Source organism: Cupriavidus sp. GW821-FHT07C08 (genome assembly GCF_059419025.1).
Genome location: NZ_JBWKQZ010000034.1, coordinates 78,556 through 98,650 on the forward strand (window position 1 = coordinate 78,556; position 20,095 = coordinate 98,650).

Consider the following 20,095-nt stretch of genomic DNA (forward strand, 5'->3'; position numbering starts at 1 on the left):
CTTACTTGACAACCCCATCCGCCCTATCCCTTGCGCAGGTAGCTCACCAGCCGGTCGATCACCGGCGCATTGCGTGGCGTCAGCAGGCTGACGATGATGGCCACGGCGAAGCCGGCCGGCACGCCGAAGGCGCCGGAGGCGATCGGGTCGACGCCGAACCAGCGGTTGCCGAAAATGCCGGTCATGCGGGTGAAGAACGGGTAGTTGACGATGATGTAGTAGACCGCCATGCCCAGCCCGGCGGCCATGCCGGCGACGGCGCCGGCGGCGGTGGTGCGGCGCCAGAAGATGCCGAGCACCAGTACCGGGAAGAAACTGGAGGCGGCCAGCGAGAACGCGGCGCCGACCAGGAACAGGATATTGCCTGGGCGCAGCGATGTGACGTAAGAGGCAAAAAGCGCCACACCCAGCAACACGATCTTGGCAGTGGTGACGCGGCGCTGGTGGCTCGCCTGGCGGTCGACCATGTGATAGAAGACGTCGTGCGAGAGCGCATTGGCGATGGTCAGCAGCAGGCCGTCGGCAGTGGACAGCGCCGCGGCCAGGGCGCCGGCGGCGATCAGGCCGGAGATCACGTATGGCAGGCCGGCGATTTCCGGGGCGGCCAGCACGATCATGTCGGGCTGGAGCAGGATCTCGGCCCATTGCACGATGCCGTCGCCGTTGACATCGCGGATGCCGAACACCGGTGGATCGACCTTGCGCCATTGCACCACCCACTGCGGCAATTCGGCGTAGGAGGTGCCCACCAGGTGCTGGAAGAACTCGTATTTCACCAGCGCAGCCAGCGTGGGCGCGGACACGTACAGCAAGGCGATGAAGAACACGGCCCAGGCCACGGAGTTGCGCGTTTCCTTGACCGACGGCGTGGTGTAGAGCCGCGTCAGGATGTGCGGCAGGCTGGCGGTGCCGACCATCAGGCAGAACACCAGCAAGACAAAATTCAGCCGCTTGGTCTTGCGTTCCTGCTCCGATGCCGCGGGATAGGGCTCGGTCGATGACAGCGAATGGCGGCTGCGGGCCAGTGCGTCGGCCCGCTGCTGGTTCCACTGCCGCTGTGCCGCCGCGGGGTCGCGCGGGAATTCCAGCCGTTCGCGCTCCAGCGACTTGATCTCGCGCAGCGGGGCGTTGCGCGTGCGCAGGTCCTGCAGGCGCGCGTCGAGCGCGTCGCGCTCCTGGGCAAAGGAATCGGGCAGCCGGGCGATGCGCTCCTGCAGCAGGATGGCCTGCTGCCGGTAGTACTCGCGCACAGCCTGCTCGGCCGGCTCGCGCTCCAGCTGCTGCTCGCGCGCGTCGAGTTGCGACAGCAGCGTGCCGTAGCTGAGCTGCGGCAGCGCTTCGTGGTGATGCTTCCAGGCGATCATCGATACCGTGACCAGGAAGGCCACGATCATCATGATGTACTGCGCCACCTGCGTCCATGTGACCGCGCGCATGCCGCCAAGGAACGAACACACCAGGATGCCGGCCAGCCCGAAGAAGATGCCGACGGCAAACTCCACGCCGATAAAGCGCGTCACCACCAGCCCCACGCCCTGGATCTGCGCCACCAGGTAGACGAAGGAGCAGAGCGAGGCCGCCAGCACCGCGATCGCGCGCACTGGCAGGTTGCCGCCCGGCTTGCCGTTGCCGTAGCGCGCTGCGAGGAAATCTGGAATGGTGTAGCCGCCGTACTTGCGCAGGTACGGCGCCAGCAGGAAGGCCACCAGGCAATAGCCGCCGGTCCAGCCCATCACATAGGCCAGCCCTTCGTAGCCCGAGGCAAAGAGGATGCCGGCCAGGCCGATGAAGGACGCCGCGCTCATCCAGTCGGCGGCAATCGCCATGCCGTTGAACAGCGCCGGCACGCGCCGCGAGGCTACGTAATACTCGTTCAGGTCAGAGGTGCGGCAGATCAGCCCGATGCAGGCATAGATCGCGATGGTGATGAAGAGGAAGACGTAGCCGAGCCACAGCGCATCGGCATTGGAGCGTTCCAGCAGCCCCATCATGCCGACGAAGCCGAACAACCCCAGCGTGAACAGGCCGTAGTACAGCAGCAACCGTCGGCGAAAGCGCGACTGGGCTTCAGGCATGGGGGACGGTCCGTGGTCGGTGGGGGGCTATCGTAACAAACCCGCCGGCGCGGGAACGCGGCGGCGGGTTCAAGGGCTCGATCGGGCCGAAGCTAGACGATCACTGCGCCTGCTTGAGTTGCTCCAGGATGGCCGGATTCTCCAGCGTCGAGGTGTCCTGCGTGATCTCCTCACCCTTGGCCAGCGACCGCAGCAGGCGCCGCATGATCTTGCCCGAGCGCGTCTTGGGCAGGTTGTCGCCGAAGCGGATGTCCTTGGGCTTGGCGATCGGACCGATCTCCTTGCCGACCCAGTTGCGCAGCTCAGTGGCAATCTTGACGGCCTCTTCGCCAGTCGGGCGCGAACGCTTGAGCACGACGAAGGCGCAGATGGCTTCGCCGGTCATGTCGTCGGGGCGGCCCACCACGGCCGCTTCGGCCACCAGCGGGTTGGCCACGAGCGCCGACTCGATCTCCATCGTGCCCATGCGGTGGCCCGACACGTTCAGCACGTCGTCGATGCGGCCCATGATGGTGAAGTAGCCGGTGTCCTTGTCGCGGATCGAGCCATCGCCGGCCAGGTAGAGCTTGCCGCCGAGCTCTTCGGGGAAGTAGCTCTTCCTGAAGCGCTCCGGATCGCCCCAGATGGTGCGGATCATGGCCGGCCACGGGCGCTTGACCACCAGGATGCCGCCGTTGCCGTTGGGCACGTCATGGCCGGTCTCGTCGACGATGGCGGCCATGATGCCCGGCAGCGGCAGCGTGCACGAGCCCGGCACCAGCGGCGTCGCGCCCGGCAGCGGCGTGATCATGTGGCCGCCGGTCTCGGTCTGCCAGAAGGTGTCGACGATCGGGCAGCGCTCGTTGCCGATGTTCTTGTAGTACCACATCCACGCTTCCGGATTGATCGGCTCGCCCACGGTGCCCAGCAGGCGCAGGCTGGACAGGTCGTATTGCTTCGGGTGGATCTTGTCGTCGGCCTCGGCGGCCTTGATCAGCGAGCGGATCGCGGTCGGCGCGGTGTAGAAGATGCTGACCTTGTGGCGCGCGATCATGTCCCAGAAGCGGCCGGCGTTCGGGTAGGTCGGCACGCCCTCGAACACCACCTGGGTGGCGCCGGCGGCGAGCGGGCCGTAGGCGATATAGGTGTGGCCGGTGACCCAGCCGATGTCGGCGGTACACCAGAACAGGTCGTCGGGCTTGATGTCGAAGCTCCACTTCATCGTCATCAGCGCCCACAGCAGGTAACCGCCGGTGCTGTGCTGCACGCCCTTGGGCTTGCCGGTGGAGCCGGACGTGTAGAGCACGAACAGCGGGTGTTCAGCGCTGACCGGCTCGGCCTCGCAGGTATCCGGCTGGCCGGCGCTGACATCTTCCATCCAGCGGTCGCGGCCTTCGGTCCAGGCAACCTTGCCGCCAGTGCGGCGGTAGACGATCACGTTCCTGACGGCCTCGCAGCCGCCCAGCGCCAGCGCATCGTCGGCAATCGCCTTCAGCGGCAGGGCCTTGCCGCCGCGCATCTGCTCGTCGGCGGTAATCAGCGCCACCGCGCCCACGTCCACCAGCCGCTCCTGCAGCGACTTGGCCGAGAAGCCGCCGAACACGACCGAGTGCGTGGCGCCCAGGCGCGCGCAGGCCTGCATCGCGACCACGCCTTCGACCGACATCGGCATGTAGATCACCACGCGGTCGCCCTTCTTGATGCCGAGCGCCTTCAGGCCGTTGGCAAAGCGGCACACCTTGCCGTGCAGCTCGCGGTAGGTGACGCGGGTCACGGTGCCGTCGTCGGCCTCGAACACGATCGCGACCTTGTCCGCATTGCCGTTCTGCAGATTGCGGTCCAGGCAGTTGTAAGAGGCGTTGAGCTCGCCGTCTTCGAACCACTTGTAGAACGGTGCGTTGCTTTCGTCCAGCACCTTGGTGAAGGGCTTGGTCCAGTGCAGCAACTCGCGCGCATGGCGCGCCCAGAAGCCTTCATAGTCGCGCTCGGCTTCGTCGCACAGCGCCTGGTAGGCCTCCATGCTGGGGATCGCGGCCTGGCTGGCGAAGCCTTCAGGCGGGTTGAACACGCGATGCTCTTGCATCACCGATTCGATGGCGGACATAGGCTTGTCTCCTGATTTTGGAATGGCTTTGGCTGCCAAGTTACGCCCGACGGCTTACTTAAACCTGACGGTGGGCCTGGGGGTGTGCCTGCAACTTGTTGCAATGCAGCGGGAAAAGTCCCCGCACGCGTTGCGAAAGTGCAGCCTTCTCCATTAGGCTAGCACAGCTATAATGCCGCGAGTTCCATACCTGAATGCGGCGCTTACCCTTGCCGCTCCCGCCGGCTCAGCATCTGCCGCGCCAAAGCGCCGCGGCGCCCTGCCGGACGACCAAGGCCGTACCCGTGCCCGCCAATCCTTCAGCATTCTCCCCGGTCTACGCCCTCTTCCTGATCGCCTCGATGGCGCTGGTCGGCAGCAATGTCGGACTCGGCAAATCGATCATCGCGCATGTGCCGGTGCTGCTGTTCGCGCTGCTGCGCTTTGTCATCGCCATCGTCTGCCTGGCGCCGTGGTACCGGCCCGCGCGCATGCGCCGGGTCTCGCGCGGGGAATGGCTGAACCTGTTCCTGCAGGCGTTCTTCGGCACCTTCCTGTTTACGCTGCTGATGCTCAATGGCGTGCGGCTGACCAGCGCCATGGCTGCCGGCGTGATCACCAGCACCATCCCCGCCACCGTGGCGATCCTGTCGTGGCTGCTGCTGCGCGAGCGGCTGTCGCGGCGCACGGTGGCGTCGGTGCTGCTGGCGATGACCGGCATCGCGGTGCTGAACATCGCCCGGGGCGATGCGCACGGTGCCGGCAGCGGCAGCCAGGCATGGCTGGGCAACCTGATGATCATGGGCGCGGTGGTGTGCGAGTCGATCTACGTAATCCTGTCTCGCCGGCTCACGCAGACCCTGGCCGCGATCGAGATCTGCGCCTACACGCACCTGATCGGCGGGCTGCTGATGCTGCCGCTGGGGCTGGTCCCGCTGCTGAGCTTCGATGCCGCCACGGTGCCGGCGCAGACCTGGCTGATGCTGCTGTGGTACGCGCTCTCGGCCAGCGTGTTCTCGTTCTGGCTGTGGATGAAGGGCATCCGCCATGTGCCGGCGCAGCTGGCGGGGGTGTTCACCTCGGTGCTGCCGGTGGCGGCTGCCACCTACGGCATCGTCTTCCTGGGCGAGCAGCCGGGCTGGCCGCATGGGGTGGCGCTGGCGTGCGTGCTGGCCGGGATCGTGCTGGCCAGCTGGCCGGGGCGGATCGCGCGCGGCGCGTGGCGCGGCAAGGCGGCCGGCGCCGATCCTGGCGCCGCGGGTTGAGCCACGCCGGCGACGAACGGTAACGGTATTCGGTTACGGTCGGTAACGCCGTCCGGTCATCGGCGCTTGGTACAATCCACGCCGATTTTCAACTCGCCGACACCGCCCGCCCATGGCCTCCAATCCCATCACCGCCAAGCCGCAGACCCTGCGGCCGATCCCGAGCATCATCTTCGCGTCGCGCTGGCTGCAGTTGCCGCTTTACCTGGGCCTGATCGTTGCCCAGGGCGTCTATGTCTACCACTTCCTGGTCGAAGTCTGGCACCTGCTGGCGCATGTGACCGAGTTCGACGAGAGCAAGATCATGCTGGTGGTGCTGGGCCTGATTGACGTGGTGATGATTTCCAACCTGCTGATCATGGTGATCGTGGGCGGCTATGAGACCTTCGTGTCGCGACTGGGCATCGACAACCACCCGGACGAGCCGGAATGGCTGGACCACGTCAACGCCGGCGTGCTCAAGGTCAAGCTGTCGATGGCGCTGATCGGGATTTCGTCAATCCACCTGCTCAAGACCTTCATCGATGCCGAGCAGCGCACGACGCATACCATCATGTGGCAGGTGGCCATCCATATTGCCTTCCTGCTGTCGGCGGTCGCCATGGCCTGGGTGGATCGGATGGTGACGCATCCGGTCGGCGCACATGATAAGCATTAATCACATTAACGCGCCATCGGACACCTAGTCCCAGCCAGACCGCGGCCATGTGCCGCGGTTTTTGCTTTTGGGCCCGCCCCCACGCAACTAGCGGCGTTTGCCGCACATTATCGGCTGTGGACGGATGTATGCAGCCGGGCAGACCGCCGCGGCTCAGTGTATGATTTGCGGCTGTGTTTCACCGCTGCCCACCCCCACAAAATGACTGTCATCAAGCAAGAAGACCTCATCCAGAGCGTCGCCGACTCCCTGCAGTACATCAGCTACTACCACCCGATGGACTACATCACCAGCCTGGGCCGCGCCTATGAGCTGGAGCAGAGCCCGGCGGCCAAGGACGCGATTGCGCAGATCCTGACCAACAGCCGCATGTGCGCAGAGGGCAAGCGCCCGATCTGCCAGGACACCGGCATCGTCACGGTCTTCGTCAAGGTGGGCATGGACGTGCGCTGGGATGGCGCCACCATGGGCCTGACCGACATGATCAACGAGGGTGTGCGCCGCGGCTACACGCACCCCGACAACGTGCTGCGCGCGTCGATCGTCAGCCCGCCCGAAGGCGGCCGCAAGAACACCAAGGACAACACCCCGGCCGTGATCCACTACGAAGTGGTGCCGGGCAACACCGTCGACATCCAGGTCGCGGCCAAGGGCGGCGGCTCGGAGAACAAGTCCAAGTTCGTGATGCTGAACCCGTCCGATTCGATCGTCGACTGGGTGCTGAAGACCGTGCCGACCATGGGCGCCGGCTGGTGCCCGCCGGGCATGCTGGGCATCGGCATCGGCGGCACCGCCGAGAAGGCCATGGTGATGGCCAAGGAATCACTGATGGAGTCCATCGACATCCAGGACATCATCGCCCGCGGCCCGAAGGACTGGGTTGAGGAACTGCGCGTCGAGCTGTACGAGAAGGTCAACGCGCTCGGCATCGGCGCGCAAGGCCTGGGCGGCCTGGCCACCGTGCTGGACGTCAAGATCATGGCCTGCCCGACGCACGCCGCGTCCAAGCCGGTCGCGATGATCCCCAACTGCGCCGCCACCCGCCACGTGCACTTCACGCTGGACGGCAGCGGCCCGGCCAGGCTGGAAGCGCCTGACCTGTCGCAATGGCCGAAGGTCGAGTGGGCCCCGAACACCGAGACCTCCAAGCGCGTCGACCTGAACACGCTGACGCCGGAAGAAGTCGCCTCGTGGAAGCCGGGCCAGACCCTGCTGCTCAACGGCAAGATGCTGACCGGCCGCGACGCCGCGCACAAGCGCATCGCCGACATGCTGGCCAAGGGCGAGAAGCTGCCGGTGGACTTCAAGAACCGCGTGATCTACTACGTCGGCCCGGTCGATCCGGTGCGCGACGAGGCCGTTGGCCCGGCCGGCCCCACCACCGCCACGCGCATGGACAAGTTCACCGAGATGATGCTGGCCGAAACCGGCCTGATCTCGATGATCGGCAAGGCCGAGCGCGGCCCGGTGGCGATCGAGGCCATCAAGAAGCACAAGTCGGCCTACCTGATGGCCGTGGGCGGCGCCGCCTACCTGGTGGCCAAGGCGATCAAGGAGGCCAAGGTGGTCGGCTTCGAAGACCTCGGCATGGAAGCGATCTACGAGTTCGACGTCAAGGACATGCCGGTGACGGTTGCGGTGGACAGCGAAGGCACCTCGGTGCACAAGACTGGCCCGGCCGAATGGCAAGCCAAGATCGGCAAGATCCCGGTCGCCGCGCTGTAAGCAAGGCAACGCGGTAGAATCTGCCGTCGCGCTCGAAGAAAGCCGGGTTCCGACCCGGCTTTTTTCTGCCCAATTTTCTGTTGCCCTCCCCTCCCGTGAACCCCGCACCTATCGGCGTCTTCGATTCCGGCCTCGGCGGCCTGTCCGTGCTGCGCGAGATCCGCGCACTGCTGCCGCATGAATCGCTGCTGTACCTGGCCGATTCGAAATACGCGCCGTACGGCGAGAAGCCCGAGAAGTTTGTCGAAGCGCGCACCCTGCAGGCCTGCGAATGGCTGATCGCCCAGGGCTGCAAGGCGCTAGTGATCGCCTGCAACACGGCCACCGGCCATGCCGTGGAGCTGCTGCGCAAGCAACTGCCGCTTCCGATCATCGGCGTGGAACCGGGCCTGAAGCCGGCCGCCGCGGCCAGCCGCAGCAAAGTGGTGGGCGTGCTGGCGACCGCCAATACGCTCAGGAGCGCCAAGTTCGCGCGGCTGCTGGCGTCGCTGGATGGCGAAAGCCGTTTTATCTGCGAAGCCGGCCTTGGCCTGGTGTCGCTGATCGAGCAAGGCGATGTCGACGGCCCCGCCGTGCGCGAGCGCCTCGATGCCTACCTCACGCCCATGCTCGAAGCCGGCGCCGACACGCTGGTGCTGGGCTGCACCCACTACCCTTTCCTCTCCGGCACCATCCGCGCGATGGTGGGCGACCAGCTGGCGCTGGTAGACACCGGCAGCGCGATTGCGCGCCAGCTCGCGCGCAAACTCGCTGAGCACGGCATGGCCGCCGCGCCCGATGCCGTGCCGCACGACCGCTTTGCCTCCACCAAGGACGCCGCGCACCTGCGTGCCATGGCAGCCACGCTGCTGCAGGTGCAAGCCGATGCGGAGACGGTGGTAATCGAACCGGCGCCAGCGTTCTAGCCGGCGCCTTCTTCCCTACTGCAGAAAGCCCAGCGGCCGGTGCTCCCGCACCTCGGGCTTGATGGCATGCTCCTGGCGCAGCTGCGCCAGGAATTCATCCGGCATCAGCGCCTCGCCCAACAGCACGCACTGGCGCTTGACCGTGGCGAAGTCGCCCGGCGTCAGGCAATCCATCATATCCAGCTCACGGCGCATGCTGTCGGTCAGGCCGGCGGCGTCGCCGTCAAGCGCCTCGTCGACAAACATCGCCACGCGCTGCGCGGGCTTGAGCGCCAGGAAGCGGATCTTGAACGAGAAGCGGCGCAGCGCGGCCTCGTCGATGCGGTCGAACAGGTTGGTGGTGCAGATAAAGATGCCGTTGAAGCGCTCCATGCCCTGCAGCATCTCGTTGACCTCGGAGATCTCATAGTTGCGCACCGCCTGCTGGCGGCTCTGCATGAAGCTGTCGGCCTCGTCCAGCAGCAGCACCGCCCCATCCTCTTCGGCGCGCGCAAACATGGCGGCGATCTGCTGCTCGGTCTCGCCCACATATTTGCTCATCAGGTCGGAGGCGCGGCGGATCATCAGCGGCAGGTCCAGCTCGGCCGCGATATGCTCGGCCAGCGCGGTCTTGCCGGTGCCGGGCGGGCCGTAGAAGCACAGCGTGCCGCGCTGGCGCACGCGCAGCGCGTCGACGATCTTGACCACCTCGTAGCGGGTTTCCAGGTGCAGGTTCTCCAGCCGGTAGTGCGTGACCACCGGCCGCGCCTCGGCCTCGGGGCGCAGCCCCATGGCGCGGTCGGCGTGTTCCAGCTGGCGCAGGATCAGCGCTTCCACCGGCTCTTCCACGTCGGGCCGTGCCAGCTCGACGAAGCGCGCGGCCGACTGCACCTGTGCCGGCGTCAGCGTCTTGCGCCCGGCCAGCCCGGTGATAAAGGCGTCGCTGACATCCAGCCCGCCCAGGTGCTTGCGGATGATGTTCTCGCGCACCAGCGGCGGCGGGATCTTCAGCTCCAGGTGGAACTGGAAACGGCGCAGGTAGGCCGGGTCGATCTGCCGGATCGAGTTGGAGATCCAGATCACCGGCACCGGGTTCTGCTCGAGCGTCTGGTTGACCCAGGCCTTGCCGTTGACCGAGGCGCGCGTGTCTTCCTGGCCGAACAGGCTCATCAGCTCGCGAGCGCTGCCGGGGAAGACGTCTTCCACCTCGTCGAACAGCAGCGCGGTATGGGCACGCCCGCGCAGGAAGGCCTGCGACACCTGCAGCGAGCGGTAGCGGTCCTTGCCCGACAGGCTGTTGCCGTCGCGGTCCAGGCAATCGACTTCGTACAGCTCGCAGCCCGCCTCGCGCGCGAGCAGCCGCGCAAACTCGGTCTTGCCGGTGCCGGGCGGGCCATAGATCAGCACGTTGACGCCGCTGGCGTGCTGGCGCGTGGCATTGCTCAGCAGCGCGCACAGGTAGCGCGCGTCGGTCTCGACATGGGGATAGTCGGCGGTGGTCAGCGTGGGCGGCGCGGCCGGGCGGGTGAAGACCGCCATCATCTCGGCCTCGTTGGCGTAATTGCCCAGCAGCACGTGCAGCAGCCGGTCGGACAGCCGCATCAGGTCGCCCAGGTCGGTCACGCTGTTTTCCGGCAGCGGCTGCTCGATCAGGTTCAGCGTCTCCAGCCGCGAGCCGGGCCGCAGCGAGGCGGCAACGTCGGCCGCGCCGGCGCCGGTCAGCCCGGCCAGGATCTGGAACGCTTCCTGGCTGTGCGCCACCTTGCAGTCGACCATCACCGCGCGCAGGTCGCGCTTGTACTTGGCCAGCGCCGCGTACAGCAGCAGCTTGCGCTCGTGCTCGGGCAGGTCCAGCACACGGCTGAGCATGTCGATATTGCGCACCAGCAGCACGCGCTCGCCTTCCAGCCGCTGGGCGATGGCAGCTGCCGAAGCGTCGAACACGGCGAACATGTCCTTGGCGTGGTGCTTGACGTACTCGTCCAGGTAATAGAACAGCGCGCTTTCATCAAATGCGCTGTTCCACTGGCCGTGGCGGTCCAGGAATTCCTCAGGGGTCAGGCGGGCGGTGCCCTTCCACGCGGGCATGTCGGCGCAGCGCGCGGCCAGGAAGCGCTGCACGCGCAGCACCACGCCGTACGGCCAGACCATCTCCTGCGCGCTGACGGTCAGGACATCGTTGATATTGCTGCGCAGGTTGAAGCGCGGGCCCAGTGCGCAGACCACGCGCAGGGCAAACTGGGCGCACATCCAGTCCAATGCTGAGCTGGACGATGTGCCAGGCATGGAGCGCAGAATCGTCGATCGGTCATCTTCAGCAAAACGTGTGAAGTCCATGGACGGGTCCCCGAGCGCGCTGTGCGCGATGGCGGGGCCGCGACCGGCGCACCGCCACGTCTGCAGTTTCTTCCTATGCTAGCGCGCTTTGGTGCCAACCGCGCATCCCCGTGCGCAACGGGCGCCGGCGATTGTGGCCTGGGGCACCGAAGCGCAGCAAAGTGCCAGAGCGCGTCAGCGCGCGAGCACCACTACATCACCTCCCGAAATGCTGCTTGGACTTGCCGGTATAACGTGCCGGGGCAGAAAATTCCAGTTGCGACGCACAAATCACAACAAATAAGAATCATTATCGTTTATACTGGCCAGCTGACACGCTGCCCCAGAGTGGCGCTCCCACGGCAACCCAGTTGAAGGAGCGTTTATCATGGAATTGCTGCTTAGCCTGCTGGTCGGTTGCGGCATCTCGCTGATCCTGTTTTATCGCAAGTGACGGCGCACAGCGCCGCTGCGGTGCCGCCGCTGGCAGACTTTTGTTGTTGACACATGTTCGACCAACGCTTCCTCAAGATTACGCTCGCCGTACTGCTGTTCCACGTCGGCCTGCTCTACCTGATCCAAAGCGGCCTGGGCCGCAAGCTGACCGAGGCGGTGATCTCGCCGGAAATCGTCGCGCGCATCATCCCGCTGGAGCCTCCCAAGCAGGAAGCCCCGCCGGAGCCGCCCAAACCCAAGCCCAAGCAGGAAACCCCGCCCAAGCAGGTGAAGGTGACCACGCCCAAGCCCACCCCGCCGCAGCCCAAGCCAACCCCGCAGCCGGTAGCCAACCTGCCTCCGACGCCGAACGCGCCCGAGGCCCCGCCCGCGCCGCCGGCACCCCCGGCACCGGCCGCTGAGCTCGCTCCGGCACCGGTATCCGCCGCGCCGCGCGCAGTCGGCATCGGCGAAATCCAGTGCACGCCGCCGCAACCGAAGTATCCTTCCCAGTCACGCCGCATGGGCGAGACCGGCAAGGCCGTGGTGCGCCTGACCACCGACGAAAGCGGCAAGGTCGTGAAGACTTCCGTCGTATCCTCGAGCGGTTCGTCGCGCCTGGACCAGGCCGCGGTGGAAGCGGTGCAGTCCATGCGCTGCAAGCCTTACCTGGACAACGGCCGCGCCGTCGCCGTCACGGCGCAGCAGCCGATCGGCTTCGAACTGAACTGACCGCCCCAGATTTCCGATCTCTGATCTGACCTAAACCAAGCGAACTCACCAGGAACCAACACATGCAGGACCTCGGACTCTCCCACCTCTGGACGCAAGGCGACTTCGTCATGCGTGCGACCGCGATCATTCTGCTGATCATGTCGCTCGCCTCATGGATCGTGATCCTTACCAAGGCGTGGGATCTGGTGCGCCTGAAGAAGATGGCGCACGGCGCGGAAAAGCGCTTCTGGCACTCGGACGATTTCGACCACGCGCTCGAAACCCTGGGCGCCAGCGATGCCAACCCGTTCCGCACGCTGGCCATCGCCGGCAAGGAAGCCGCCCAGCATCATCGCGCCAGCCAGCCGCAACTGCACGACGTGATGGACATCTCCGACTGGCTGACCCGCTCGCTCAAGAGCTCCATCGATGATTCGGTGGCACACATGCAGTCGGGTCTGGCAGTGCTGGCCTCGGTGGGCTCGACCGCACCGTTCGTCGGCCTGTTCGGCACCGTGTGGGGCATCTACCACGCGCTGATCGGCATCGGCGCCTCGGGCGTGCCGACCATCGACAAGGTTGCCGGCCCCGTGGGCGAGGCGCTGATCATGACCGCCTTTGGCCTGGCCGTGGCGATTCCCGCCGTGCTGGGCTATAACGCCCTTACCCGCGGCAACAAGTCGGTGATCTCGAAGCTCAACCGCTTTGCCCACGACCTGCACGCCTACTTCGTCACCGGCGCGCGCGTGCGCCCCACCGGCGCCCGAACCGAAGACGGCACCGTGCGCCTGGCCGCGGCACAGCGCTAAACCGCTAGCAAGGAAGTCATCATGGCATTCGGTACTCTCGACAGCGACGACGACGAGGTGATGAGCGAGATCAACATGACGCCGCTGGTCGACGTCATGCTGGTGCTGCTGATCATCTTCATCATCACCATCCCCGTGATCAACCACGCGGTGAAGATCGACCTGCCGCGCGCCACCAACACCCCGAACGACCCGAAGCCGCAGAGCATCAACGTCTCGATCGACGCCAGTGGCAAGGTCTTCTGGAACCAGGTGGAAGTGGACCAGGCCACGCTGGAAAGCAATATCGCGCTGGCCGCGCAGCAGCAGCCGCAGCCTGAGCTGCACCTGCGCGCGGACCGCGAGGTGCGCTACGAGCGCGTGGCCGAGGTCATGGCCGCCGCGCAGCACGGCGGCCTGGGCAAGATCGGCTTTATCACCGAACCCAAGCAGTAAGCGGGCGCCACCAGGCGCTCCGGAACGACAAAGGGCACCTCAGGGTGCCCTTTGCCGTTGATGCCGCCGATTCATGCGACCAGCGTGCGCTGCGTCGTCTCCGCGGCCCTTCCCCGCCGCTCATGGTCGTTCCGCGAATCTTGGTCGGAAGCTATTGTAATGATAACAATTCTCATTTAAGATCCTTCCATCGACTGCGCCGTGACCGGCGCGCCCTTATTGCAGAACGGAGCCAGAAGATGAGCACACTTTCCCTGCCGCTGTCGCAACCGCGTGAAGTCACCCGCCGCCGGCTGTCGCTGCGCCGCGTCGAGGTCGCCGCGCAACCGCGCCGCGAGGCCAGCGCGAAGGCAGCACCGTCGACCATCGCATCCGTGAAGTCCGCGGTGGCGGCCCTGCCCGCCCGGCTGGAGGCACTGGTGCGTGACAGCCTGTCGCCGGCACCTGCCGGCGAGCCGGTGGCCCTGGACGCCATCATGCACGGCGCCAGCACCCTGCCGATCCTGCACAACGGTGAGGTCTACACGCTGCGCGTCACGCGCTACGGCAAGCTGATCCTGACGAAATGACGCGGCCCTGGGGCGCGATACCGCAAGGTTGAAGCCAGAGGGAAGCGATCGAGACCCGCGTTGGGCGCGGGTGCCACGTACGTGGCAGTAAAGACTTTTGTGGGGACCACCTCGGAACGAGGTGTTGGGCAGTAGCCAGGTACTGGTGTCGCGGGCGGGATTCAGACCCCACGCCGGACCGGCCGTACCCAGCCATGCCCTCTTTTATGCCGCCCCGCAGGCCATGCCTGCGGGGCATTTTCATGCGCCGGCACAGTGGTCGGCGCAGGGCTTTACAGGCCCAGCGCAGCGATGCCGGCACGCGCGATCTGCGCGTCTTCGGTCGACTTCACGCCCGACACGCCCACGGCACCGACCACCTGATCGTTGCAGACGATGGGCACGCCGCCCTCCAGCATGCCTTGCAGCACCGGCGCCGTCATGAACGAGTAGCGGCCGTTGTTGATCATGTCTTCGTAGACCTTCGACTCACGACGGCCCAGCGACGAGGTGCGGGCTTTCTCGCCGGCAATGTAGGCCGAGATCGGCGCGGCACCATCCAGGCGCTGCATCGCCAGCATATGGCCGCCATCGTCCACCACGACGATCGACACGGCCCATTGATGATTCTTTGCCTCGGTTTCCGCTGCGGCCATGATCTTCTTCACGTCGTCTGCCGTCAGAACCGTCTTTTGCTGCATGCCACTCTCCTGGTCATTCATTTGGTTGAGGCCGAAGTATAGCGCCGCGCCCCGGCCATCGTCATGACAGGCGCCCCGTTGCGGTGCGCCGGGGCACGGGCAAAAACAAGAATGGCCCGCGTTCAGCGGGCCATTCATCATGCACGGACTACAGCGATTCAGGCGCCATCCGTGAACGGATCCGGCTTGCCCATGCGTGCGCCGTCGGTAAACGGATCGGGCTTGCCGATGCGCGCGCCATCGGTGAACGGATCAGGCTTGCCGAGGCGGGCACCGTCGGTGAACGGATCCACCTTGCCCATCTTGGCACCATCGGTGTACGGGTCCGTCTTGCCGACCCTGGAGCCGTCCAGGTATGGATCGACCTTGCCGACGGCGGCAAATGCGGAGGTGGAAAGCGCGCCCAGCGCGGCCAGCGCTGCGACGGCAGCAACGGCTTGTGTGATCTTCATGGATATTCCCCTTGCTATTCTTTGGTTGGCGGAGGCACCGTGCAGCACTTTGGGGCGCCGTCATCACGATGTCACGATAACAGTTTAGGGGGAAACCCTGATATCGATAGAGGTGATGCTTTGAGCAGTCTGTTCAAATAATTTGACTACTCTCAGCAAGGGGGCGAATTTCCGGGAACTGGCTCCAGCGCCTCATGTCGCAGTGCGGCAGGAAAAAGGAAGGGGCCCCCGGAGGGCCCCTTCTCTTTCAAAAAGCTTGCGTAGATCGAACGACGATCAGTCGTCGCGCCAACGGCCGTGACCATGACCATGGCCACGATGGTATCCCGGCGGGCCATAGTAGCCGCGGTGGCCGCCGTAATAACGCGGCGGGCCGTAGTAGCCAGGACCGTAATAGACCGGACGCGGACGTACCACCACCGGCGGCGGGCCGTAATAGACCGGCGCAGGCGCCACCACGACAGGCGGCGGTGCATAGTAAGCCGGGGCTGGCGGATAGTAGGCCGGTGCGCCAACCACTACGCCCGGCACCCCAATTGCCACGCCGACGCTCACATGGGCCATTGCGGCCCCAGAAGCAAGCCCGGCTGCGACACCGAATGCTGCGAGCCACCAACGTTTCATATCCGCCTCTCAAAGTGAGATTTCTCTTACTCCGTATTGTAGGGCTTCGGAATTTTCCAGGTGCAACGGCGAGGTCGACATTGTTACCAGCCGTAACAGTGGCGTCACTTTTTCGCGCTTGCATCCGGGATGCGGAGCCACCACAATACCGGGCTTGCCGTGCGGCCGTGGAGAAATTGGTAGACTCAGCAGACTTAAAATCTGCCGCCTTTCCAGGCTTACGGGTTCGAGTCCCGTCGGCCGCACCAGGGCGTACAGCCGCCCACCCCTTCCGCTACCGGCCCCAAACAAAAAAAGGGGGCCATCGCCCCCCTCTTCTGATGCCTTCAGGTCCGCGCGCGTCAGGCCATCGCGTAGCACATCAGCGCACCCACCCCCATCAGGAACACGAACAGCAAACCGGCCAGCGCCAGCGGCTTGCGTCCGGCGCGCATCAGGTCGCCGATGCGGGTGTGCAGGCCGATCGCCAGCATCGCGCAGGCCAGCAGCCAGTTGTCCAGCGCGATCAGCGGCGCCTTCCAGGCAGTGGGCACGGTGCCGGCCGAGTTGACCGCCATCACTGCGACAAACCCCACCGCGAACCACGGCACCGACTTCAGGATCCCACGCAGGCGGCTGCCGCCGGCAGTGCCTTGCTCCGCTTGCGCACCGCCCTGCGGCCACAGCGCCATCACCAGCAGCAGCGGACCCAACGCCAGCACGCGCACCATCTTGGCCACCACGGCAGCGTCGGCGGTCGGCTCGCTGATCATCTTGCCGGCGGCGATCACCTGGGCCACCTCGTGCAGCGTCGCGCCGGTGAAAATACCGAACATGCGCTCGCTGACGGCCCAGTGCCAGTGGCCGGTCGCCAGTTCGTACAGATAGGGATAAAGCAGCATGCCGACGGTGCCGAACAGCACCACCGTCGCCACCGCCACGGCGGTCTGCTTGTCGTCGGTGCGCACCACCGACGATACGGCGATGGCCGCGGCGGCACCGCAGATGGCGCTGCCGGAGCTGACCAGGATCGCTTCGCGGCGGCTCAGGCCGAAGAACCTCGTACCCACCCAGGTGCCGAACAGCAGCGTGGCCACCAGCATGGTCAGCGGCACCACGATGCCCGGCAGGCCCAGCGCGACGATCGAGGCAAAGGTCAGCCGCAGACCGTACAGCGCCACGCCCAGGCGCAGCAGGTAGTGGCGTGCGACCTGCATGCCGGGTGCCAGCGGCGCCAGCCAGTGGCGCGGCAGCGTATTGGCCGCGACCATGCCGGCGCACATGGCCAGCGTCAGCGCGCTGAGCCCGTAGCGCGCCACGGCCGGATGCTCGGCCAGCGCAATCGCCAGCCAGGCAATGCCGCCCAGCGGGACCAGCGTCAGCAGACGCTGCGACCACGGCGGCGGCAATGCCGGCGCGGCGGCCGGGGTGGTGCGGGGGGCGGAGACGGAGGACATGGCAGGCTCGGGTCGTGTTCTTTAGTGACTCAAGCGTACTGGCACCCCGCTAACCCGTAAAACGGGTAATATCGTTATGCGTTATTGATTATATCGATATGAACCACCGCCCCGACCCGCGGCCTGAACACCGCCCCCTGCGCCTGACGCTGCGCCAGCTGTCCGTCTTCGTCGCCGTGGCCCAGCATGGCAGCACCATGGCGGCGGCGCAGGCACTCGCAATGTCGCAGTCGGCCGTCAGCGCCTCGCTGGCCGAGCTGGAGCGCGCGCTCGACAGCCCGCTGTTTGACCGCGTGGCCCGCCGGCTCAGCATCAACGAGACCGGACGCCAGTTTTTCCCGCGCGCGCTGTCGCTGCTGGACCAGGCCCAGGAACTGGAGCGCTTTGCCACCCAGACCGGCGTGCAGCTGCGCATCGCGGCCAGCAATACCATTGGCAGCTACATCCTGCCGCCGCTGCTGGCGGGCTTCCGCCATTCGCGCAGCGGACCGTGCACGCTGGACCTGCGCATCGGCAATACCCGCGAAGTGCTGCAATCTTTGCTGCAGTTCGACGCCGATATCGGCCTGGTCGAAGGCGCCAGCCATGAGCGCGACCTGCGCAGCGTGCGCTGGTGCGATGACGAGATGGTGGTGGTGGTCGGCCCCTCGCATCCGCTTGCGGCCGTGCCGCATGACCTGGTGGCGCTGCGCGATGCCGAGTGGATCGTGCGCGAGCCCGGCTCGGGCACGCGTGAGGTCATCGAGGAACGGCTGGTGCCGCTGCTGGGCGAGTTGCGCTTCGCGCTGGAGCTGGGCAACGCCGAAGCCATCAAGCGTGCCGTGATGAGCGGCTTCGGCGTCAGCTGCCTGTCGCTGCATGTGGTGCGCGACGAACTGGAACGCGGCACGCTGGTGGCGATCCGCGATGGCCTGCCACGCATCGTTCGGCCGCTGCAGCTGGTGGTGCACCAGGACAAGTTCCCGACCCAGGGGCTGCTGGCCTTTACCGAATATCTGCGCACCATGGCGCCGCGGATCGGCGGCTGAGCCGCACCTGGGCTCCGGTCAGGCCGGCTGCGGATCCGTGCCGCGATTGCGCCGCGCCGTGTACAGGTCGAGCAGGTGGAACAGCACCGGATTGAGCATGATCGACAGCAGCGCCCCGGCCAGGATCAGCGCCTGGCCGCGCTCGGGCAGGATCTTCAGGTAGACGCCAAGGCTGGCGAGAATGAACGAGAACTCGCCGATCTGCGCCAGGCTCACGGCAATGGTCATGCCGGTCTGCCCGGAATGCCCGAAAGCACGCACGATGGCCAGCGCCGCCAGCGACTTGCCCACCACGATGATAAACACCGTCGCCAGCACGCCCCACGGGTCGTTGACCAGCACCATCGGGTCGAACAGCATGCCCACGGATACGAAGAAAAGCACGGCGAAGGCATCGCGCAGCGGCAGCGACTCTTCAGCCGCACGATGGCTGAACTCGGACTCCGCCAGCACCATGCCGGCAAAGAACGCGCCCAGCGCGAACGAGACGCCAAAGAGCGCGTAGGCGCCGTAGGCCACGCCCAGCGCCGTTGCCAGCACGCCCAGGCGGAACATCTCGCGGTTGCCGGTCCAGACGATGCGCTCCAGCATCCACGGGATAAAGCGCCGGCCGATCACCAGCATCACCGCGACGAAGGCGGCCACCTTGCCCAGCGTCGCGAAGATCGCGAGCACCACGTCGCCGGTAGCCGGCGCGGCCTCGCCCGATGTTTCGCCCGAGGTTACGCCGGAAGCCGCCAGCAGACCTGCCATCGCTGGCAGCAGCACCAGGGCCAGCACCATCGCCAGGTCTTCCACGATCAGCCAGCCGACCGCGATGCGGCCCTGCGGCGACTCCACCAGGTCGCGCTCCTGCAAGGCCTTGAGCAGCACCACAGTGCTGGCCACCGACAGCGCCAGCCCGTACACCAGCCCCTGCCCCCATGACCAGCCGAAGCCCCAGGCCACCAGCATGCCCATCAGCGTGGCGATGCCAATCTGCACCACCGCCCCCGGAATGGCGATGCGCTTGACCGCCATCAGGTCCTTGATCGAAAAGTGCAGTCCCACGCCGAACATCAGCAGGATCACGCCAAGCTCGGCCAACTCCGGCGCCAGGGCCTGGTCGGCGGTATAGCCGGGCGTATGCGGACCGACCACGATGCCCGCGCACAGGTAGCCGATCAACGGCGGCAGGCGCAGCCGGCTGGCGATGGCGCCAAGTATAAAGGCCAGGACGATACCGCCGACGATGGTACTGATAAGCGGGGTGGCGTGATGCATGCGTGCGGGATTCCTCGTGTCAGGGGCTGAACGGCTAACCCGCTCCCTGCCCTGGCAACCGCGACAGCGCATCCGGCGCGCACCAGCGGTCAGCGCGGGAAAGTCGCCGCAACAATCGGCAGCAGCATCGGAACGGGAAGAACGGGAAGTGCCGCAGCGGCCCCGGATACGCCGGCGGCGCGTCACGGATCGGGGATGGCGATTGACATGCGGCCCCGCTATCGATCACGCGGAGCCCCCCGAAAAGCGTACGACAGGAGTAATGTAACATGCCCGCCACCTGCCCGAGGCGCGGAGATGGCGGACGAGCCGGTGCCTGCTTGCCTGAACGCGAGGTGAGGAACTGGCCCGGAAAACAAAAACGGCGCCGCGAGGCGCCGTTCTGCATGCAACTGGAGGCGGAGGTCGGAATCGAACCGGCGTACACGGCTTTGCAGGCCGCTGCATAACCACTCTGCCACCCCGCCAGGTGACGTGCTGCTGGATTGTATCCGCATTCAGCCGATGCTGCCGGAGCGCAGCTTCCGGCAATGTCTTGCGGCGATTCAACCCAAACAAAAAGGGAAGCGGTGCTTCCCTTTGGGGATTGGAGCGGGAGACGAGTCTCGAACTCGCGACCTCAACCTTGGCAAGGTTGCGCTCTACCAACTGAGCTACTCCCGCAC

17 protein-coding genes and 3 tRNA genes are annotated in these 20,095 nt (G+C 66.1%); 10 read left to right on the forward strand and 10 right to left on the reverse strand.

Annotated elements, in window-relative coordinates; genetic code table 11:
• Window positions 1-23: 23 nt before the first annotated feature.
• Window positions 24-2,075, reverse strand: coding sequence for a sodium:solute symporter family protein (locus tag AC07UK_RS32130; RefSeq protein WP_436222176.1), 2,052 nt, complete (start codon window positions 2,073-2,075; stop codon window positions 24-26).
• Between the two features lie 100 nt (window positions 2,076-2,175).
• Window positions 2,176-4,158 carry an acetate--CoA ligase gene (acs, locus tag AC07UK_RS32135; protein WP_436222177.1) on the reverse strand — a complete coding sequence of 661 codons (1,983 nt, stop codon included), beginning with the start codon at window positions 4,156-4,158 and terminating at the stop codon, window positions 2,176-2,178.
• A gap of 284 nt (window positions 4,159-4,442) precedes the next feature.
• Between acs and AC07UK_RS32140 the strand changes: the two genes are divergently transcribed.
• The 4 genes from AC07UK_RS32140 to murI all read left to right on the forward strand — a co-directional run bounded on the left by AC07UK_RS32140 (window position 4,443) and on the right by murI (window position 8,690).
• Entirely contained in the window at window positions 4,443-5,402 is a 960-nt protein-coding gene (locus tag AC07UK_RS32140) for a DMT family transporter (protein WP_436222178.1), read from the forward strand.
• A gap of 112 nt (window positions 5,403-5,514) precedes the next feature.
• Window positions 5,515-6,060 (forward strand): TIGR00645 family protein, encoded by a 546-nt coding sequence (locus tag AC07UK_RS32145; RefSeq protein WP_013957338.1) that lies wholly within the window; start codon window positions 5,515-5,517, stop codon window positions 6,058-6,060.
• A gap of 201 nt (window positions 6,061-6,261) precedes the next feature.
• Window positions 6,262-7,785: a fumarate hydratase gene (locus tag AC07UK_RS32150; RefSeq protein WP_436222180.1), complete on the forward strand. Its 1,524-nt coding sequence runs from the start codon at window positions 6,262-6,264 to the stop codon at window positions 7,783-7,785.
• A gap of 95 nt (window positions 7,786-7,880) precedes the next feature.
• The gene (gene murI / locus AC07UK_RS32155; RefSeq protein ID WP_436222181.1) at window positions 7,881-8,690 is read left to right on the forward strand and encodes a glutamate racemase; all 810 of its coding nucleotides are present in this window, start codon (window positions 7,881-7,883) and stop codon (window positions 8,688-8,690) included.
• 15 nt (window positions 8,691-8,705) lie between these two features.
• On the opposite strand, the gene AC07UK_RS32160 is transcribed toward murI, so the two are convergent.
• Window positions 8,706-11,006 carry an AAA family ATPase gene (locus AC07UK_RS32160; protein ID WP_436222182.1) on the reverse strand — a complete coding sequence of 767 codons (2,301 nt, stop codon included), beginning with the start codon at window positions 11,004-11,006 and terminating at the stop codon, window positions 8,706-8,708.
• A gap of 486 nt (window positions 11,007-11,492) precedes the next feature.
• Here AC07UK_RS32160 and AC07UK_RS32165 point away from each other — a divergent pair, with 486 nt between their 5' ends.
• The 4 genes from AC07UK_RS32165 (at window position 11,493) to AC07UK_RS32180 (ending at window position 13,947) form a co-directional block, all read left to right on the forward strand.
• A complete protein-coding gene (locus AC07UK_RS32165; protein WP_494687316.1) occupies window positions 11,493-12,152 on the forward strand; it encodes an energy transducer TonB in 660 nt (219 codons plus the stop codon).
• Between the two features lie 62 nt (window positions 12,153-12,214).
• Window positions 12,215-12,943, forward strand: coding sequence for a MotA/TolQ/ExbB proton channel family protein (locus AC07UK_RS32170; protein WP_013957343.1), 729 nt, complete (start codon window positions 12,215-12,217; stop codon window positions 12,941-12,943).
• A gap of 21 nt (window positions 12,944-12,964) precedes the next feature.
• Window positions 12,965-13,378: an ExbD/TolR family protein gene (locus tag AC07UK_RS32175; RefSeq protein WP_013957344.1), complete on the forward strand. Its 414-nt coding sequence runs from the start codon at window positions 12,965-12,967 to the stop codon at window positions 13,376-13,378.
• Window positions 13,379-13,617: 239 nt separating this feature from the next.
• Window positions 13,618-13,947 (forward strand): hemin uptake protein HemP, encoded by a 330-nt coding sequence (locus AC07UK_RS32180; RefSeq protein ID WP_211979955.1) that lies wholly within the window; start codon window positions 13,618-13,620, stop codon window positions 13,945-13,947.
• A gap of 272 nt (window positions 13,948-14,219) precedes the next feature.
• Here the strand turns inward: AC07UK_RS32180 and AC07UK_RS32185 are convergent, their stop codons facing one another.
• The 3 genes from AC07UK_RS32185 to AC07UK_RS32195 all read right to left on the reverse strand — a co-directional run bounded on the left by AC07UK_RS32185 (window position 14,220) and on the right by AC07UK_RS32195 (window position 15,703).
• Window positions 14,220-14,627, reverse strand: coding sequence for a heme-binding protein (locus AC07UK_RS32185; RefSeq protein ID WP_041228012.1), 408 nt, complete (start codon window positions 14,625-14,627; stop codon window positions 14,220-14,222).
• 158 nt (window positions 14,628-14,785) lie between these two features.
• A complete protein-coding gene (locus AC07UK_RS32190) occupies window positions 14,786-15,079 on the reverse strand; it encodes a hypothetical protein (protein WP_436222185.1) in 294 nt (97 codons plus the stop codon).
• A 276-nt stretch (window positions 15,080-15,355) separates the two neighbouring features.
• Window positions 15,356-15,703, reverse strand: a complete 348-nt coding sequence (locus tag AC07UK_RS32195; protein WP_436222186.1) for a hypothetical protein — start codon at window positions 15,701-15,703, stop codon at window positions 15,356-15,358.
• Between the two features lie 161 nt (window positions 15,704-15,864).
• On the opposite strand from AC07UK_RS32195, the gene AC07UK_RS32200 reads away from it, so the two are divergent.
• Window positions 15,865-15,951 (forward strand) — tRNA-Leu (locus AC07UK_RS32200).
• A gap of 93 nt (window positions 15,952-16,044) precedes the next feature.
• Here AC07UK_RS32200 and AC07UK_RS32205 read toward each other — a convergent pair.
• Window positions 16,045-17,139 carry a YeiH family protein gene (locus tag AC07UK_RS32205; RefSeq protein WP_436222197.1) on the reverse strand — a complete coding sequence of 365 codons (1,095 nt, stop codon included), beginning with the start codon at window positions 17,137-17,139 and terminating at the stop codon, window positions 16,045-16,047.
• 98 nt (window positions 17,140-17,237) lie between these two features.
• Between AC07UK_RS32205 and AC07UK_RS32210 the strand changes: the two genes are divergently transcribed.
• Entirely contained in the window at window positions 17,238-18,167 is a 930-nt protein-coding gene (locus tag AC07UK_RS32210) for a LysR family transcriptional regulator (RefSeq protein WP_013957350.1), read from the forward strand.
• A gap of 18 nt (window positions 18,168-18,185) precedes the next feature.
• Here AC07UK_RS32210 and AC07UK_RS32215 read toward each other — a convergent pair whose 3' ends face one another.
• From AC07UK_RS32215 to AC07UK_RS32225, 3 genes are all read right to left on the reverse strand, one after another.
• Window positions 18,186-19,430 (reverse strand): cation:proton antiporter domain-containing protein, encoded by a 1,245-nt coding sequence (locus AC07UK_RS32215; protein ID WP_436222198.1) that lies wholly within the window; start codon window positions 19,428-19,430, stop codon window positions 18,186-18,188.
• A 393-nt stretch (window positions 19,431-19,823) separates the two neighbouring features.
• Window positions 19,824-19,897, reverse strand: a tRNA-Cys gene (locus AC07UK_RS32220).
• 120 nt (window positions 19,898-20,017) lie between these two features.
• Window positions 20,018-20,093: transfer RNA gene (locus AC07UK_RS32225), tRNA-Gly, on the reverse strand.
• Window positions 20,094-20,095: the final 2 nt, after the last annotated feature.

What these genes read in the sequence shown, in the direction of transcription:
- AC07UK_RS32130 (WP_436222176.1), bottom strand. Translation starts at nt 2,075, where the DNA reads ATGCCTGAAGCCCAGTCGCGCTTTCGCCGACGGTTGCTGCTGTACTAC.
- acs (WP_436222177.1), bottom strand. Translation starts at nt 4,158, where the DNA reads ATGTCCGCCATCGAATCGGTGATGCAAGAGCATCGCGTGTTCAACCCG.
- AC07UK_RS32145 (WP_013957338.1), top strand. Translation starts at nt 5,515, where the DNA reads ATGGCCTCCAATCCCATCACCGCCAAGCCGCAGACCCTGCGGCCGATC.
- AC07UK_RS32150 (WP_436222180.1), top strand. Translation starts at nt 6,262, where the DNA reads ATGACTGTCATCAAGCAAGAAGACCTCATCCAGAGCGTCGCCGACTCC.
- AC07UK_RS32160 (WP_436222182.1), bottom strand. Translation starts at nt 11,006, where the DNA reads ATGGACTTCACACGTTTTGCTGAAGATGACCGATCGACGATTCTGCGC.
- AC07UK_RS32165 (WP_494687316.1), top strand. Translation starts at nt 11,493, where the DNA reads ATGTTCGACCAACGCTTCCTCAAGATTACGCTCGCCGTACTGCTGTTC.
- AC07UK_RS32170 (WP_013957343.1), top strand. Translation starts at nt 12,215, where the DNA reads ATGCAGGACCTCGGACTCTCCCACCTCTGGACGCAAGGCGACTTCGTC.
- AC07UK_RS32175 (WP_013957344.1), top strand. Translation starts at nt 12,965, where the DNA reads ATGGCATTCGGTACTCTCGACAGCGACGACGACGAGGTGATGAGCGAG.
- AC07UK_RS32180 (WP_211979955.1), top strand. Translation starts at nt 13,618, where the DNA reads ATGAGCACACTTTCCCTGCCGCTGTCGCAACCGCGTGAAGTCACCCGC.
- AC07UK_RS32185 (WP_041228012.1), bottom strand. Translation starts at nt 14,627, where the DNA reads ATGCAGCAAAAGACGGTTCTGACGGCAGACGACGTGAAGAAGATCATG.
- AC07UK_RS32190 (WP_436222185.1), bottom strand. Translation starts at nt 15,079, where the DNA reads ATGAAGATCACACAAGCCGTTGCTGCCGTCGCAGCGCTGGCCGCGCTG.
- AC07UK_RS32195 (WP_436222186.1), bottom strand. Translation starts at nt 15,703, where the DNA reads ATGAAACGTTGGTGGCTCGCAGCATTCGGTGTCGCAGCCGGGCTTGCT.
- AC07UK_RS32205 (WP_436222197.1), bottom strand. Translation starts at nt 17,139, where the DNA reads ATGTCCTCCGTCTCCGCCCCCCGCACCACCCCGGCCGCCGCGCCGGCA.
- AC07UK_RS32210 (WP_013957350.1), top strand. Translation starts at nt 17,238, where the DNA reads ATGAACCACCGCCCCGACCCGCGGCCTGAACACCGCCCCCTGCGCCTG.
- AC07UK_RS32215 (WP_436222198.1), bottom strand. Translation starts at nt 19,430, where the DNA reads ATGCATCACGCCACCCCGCTTATCAGTACCATCGTCGGCGGTATCGTC.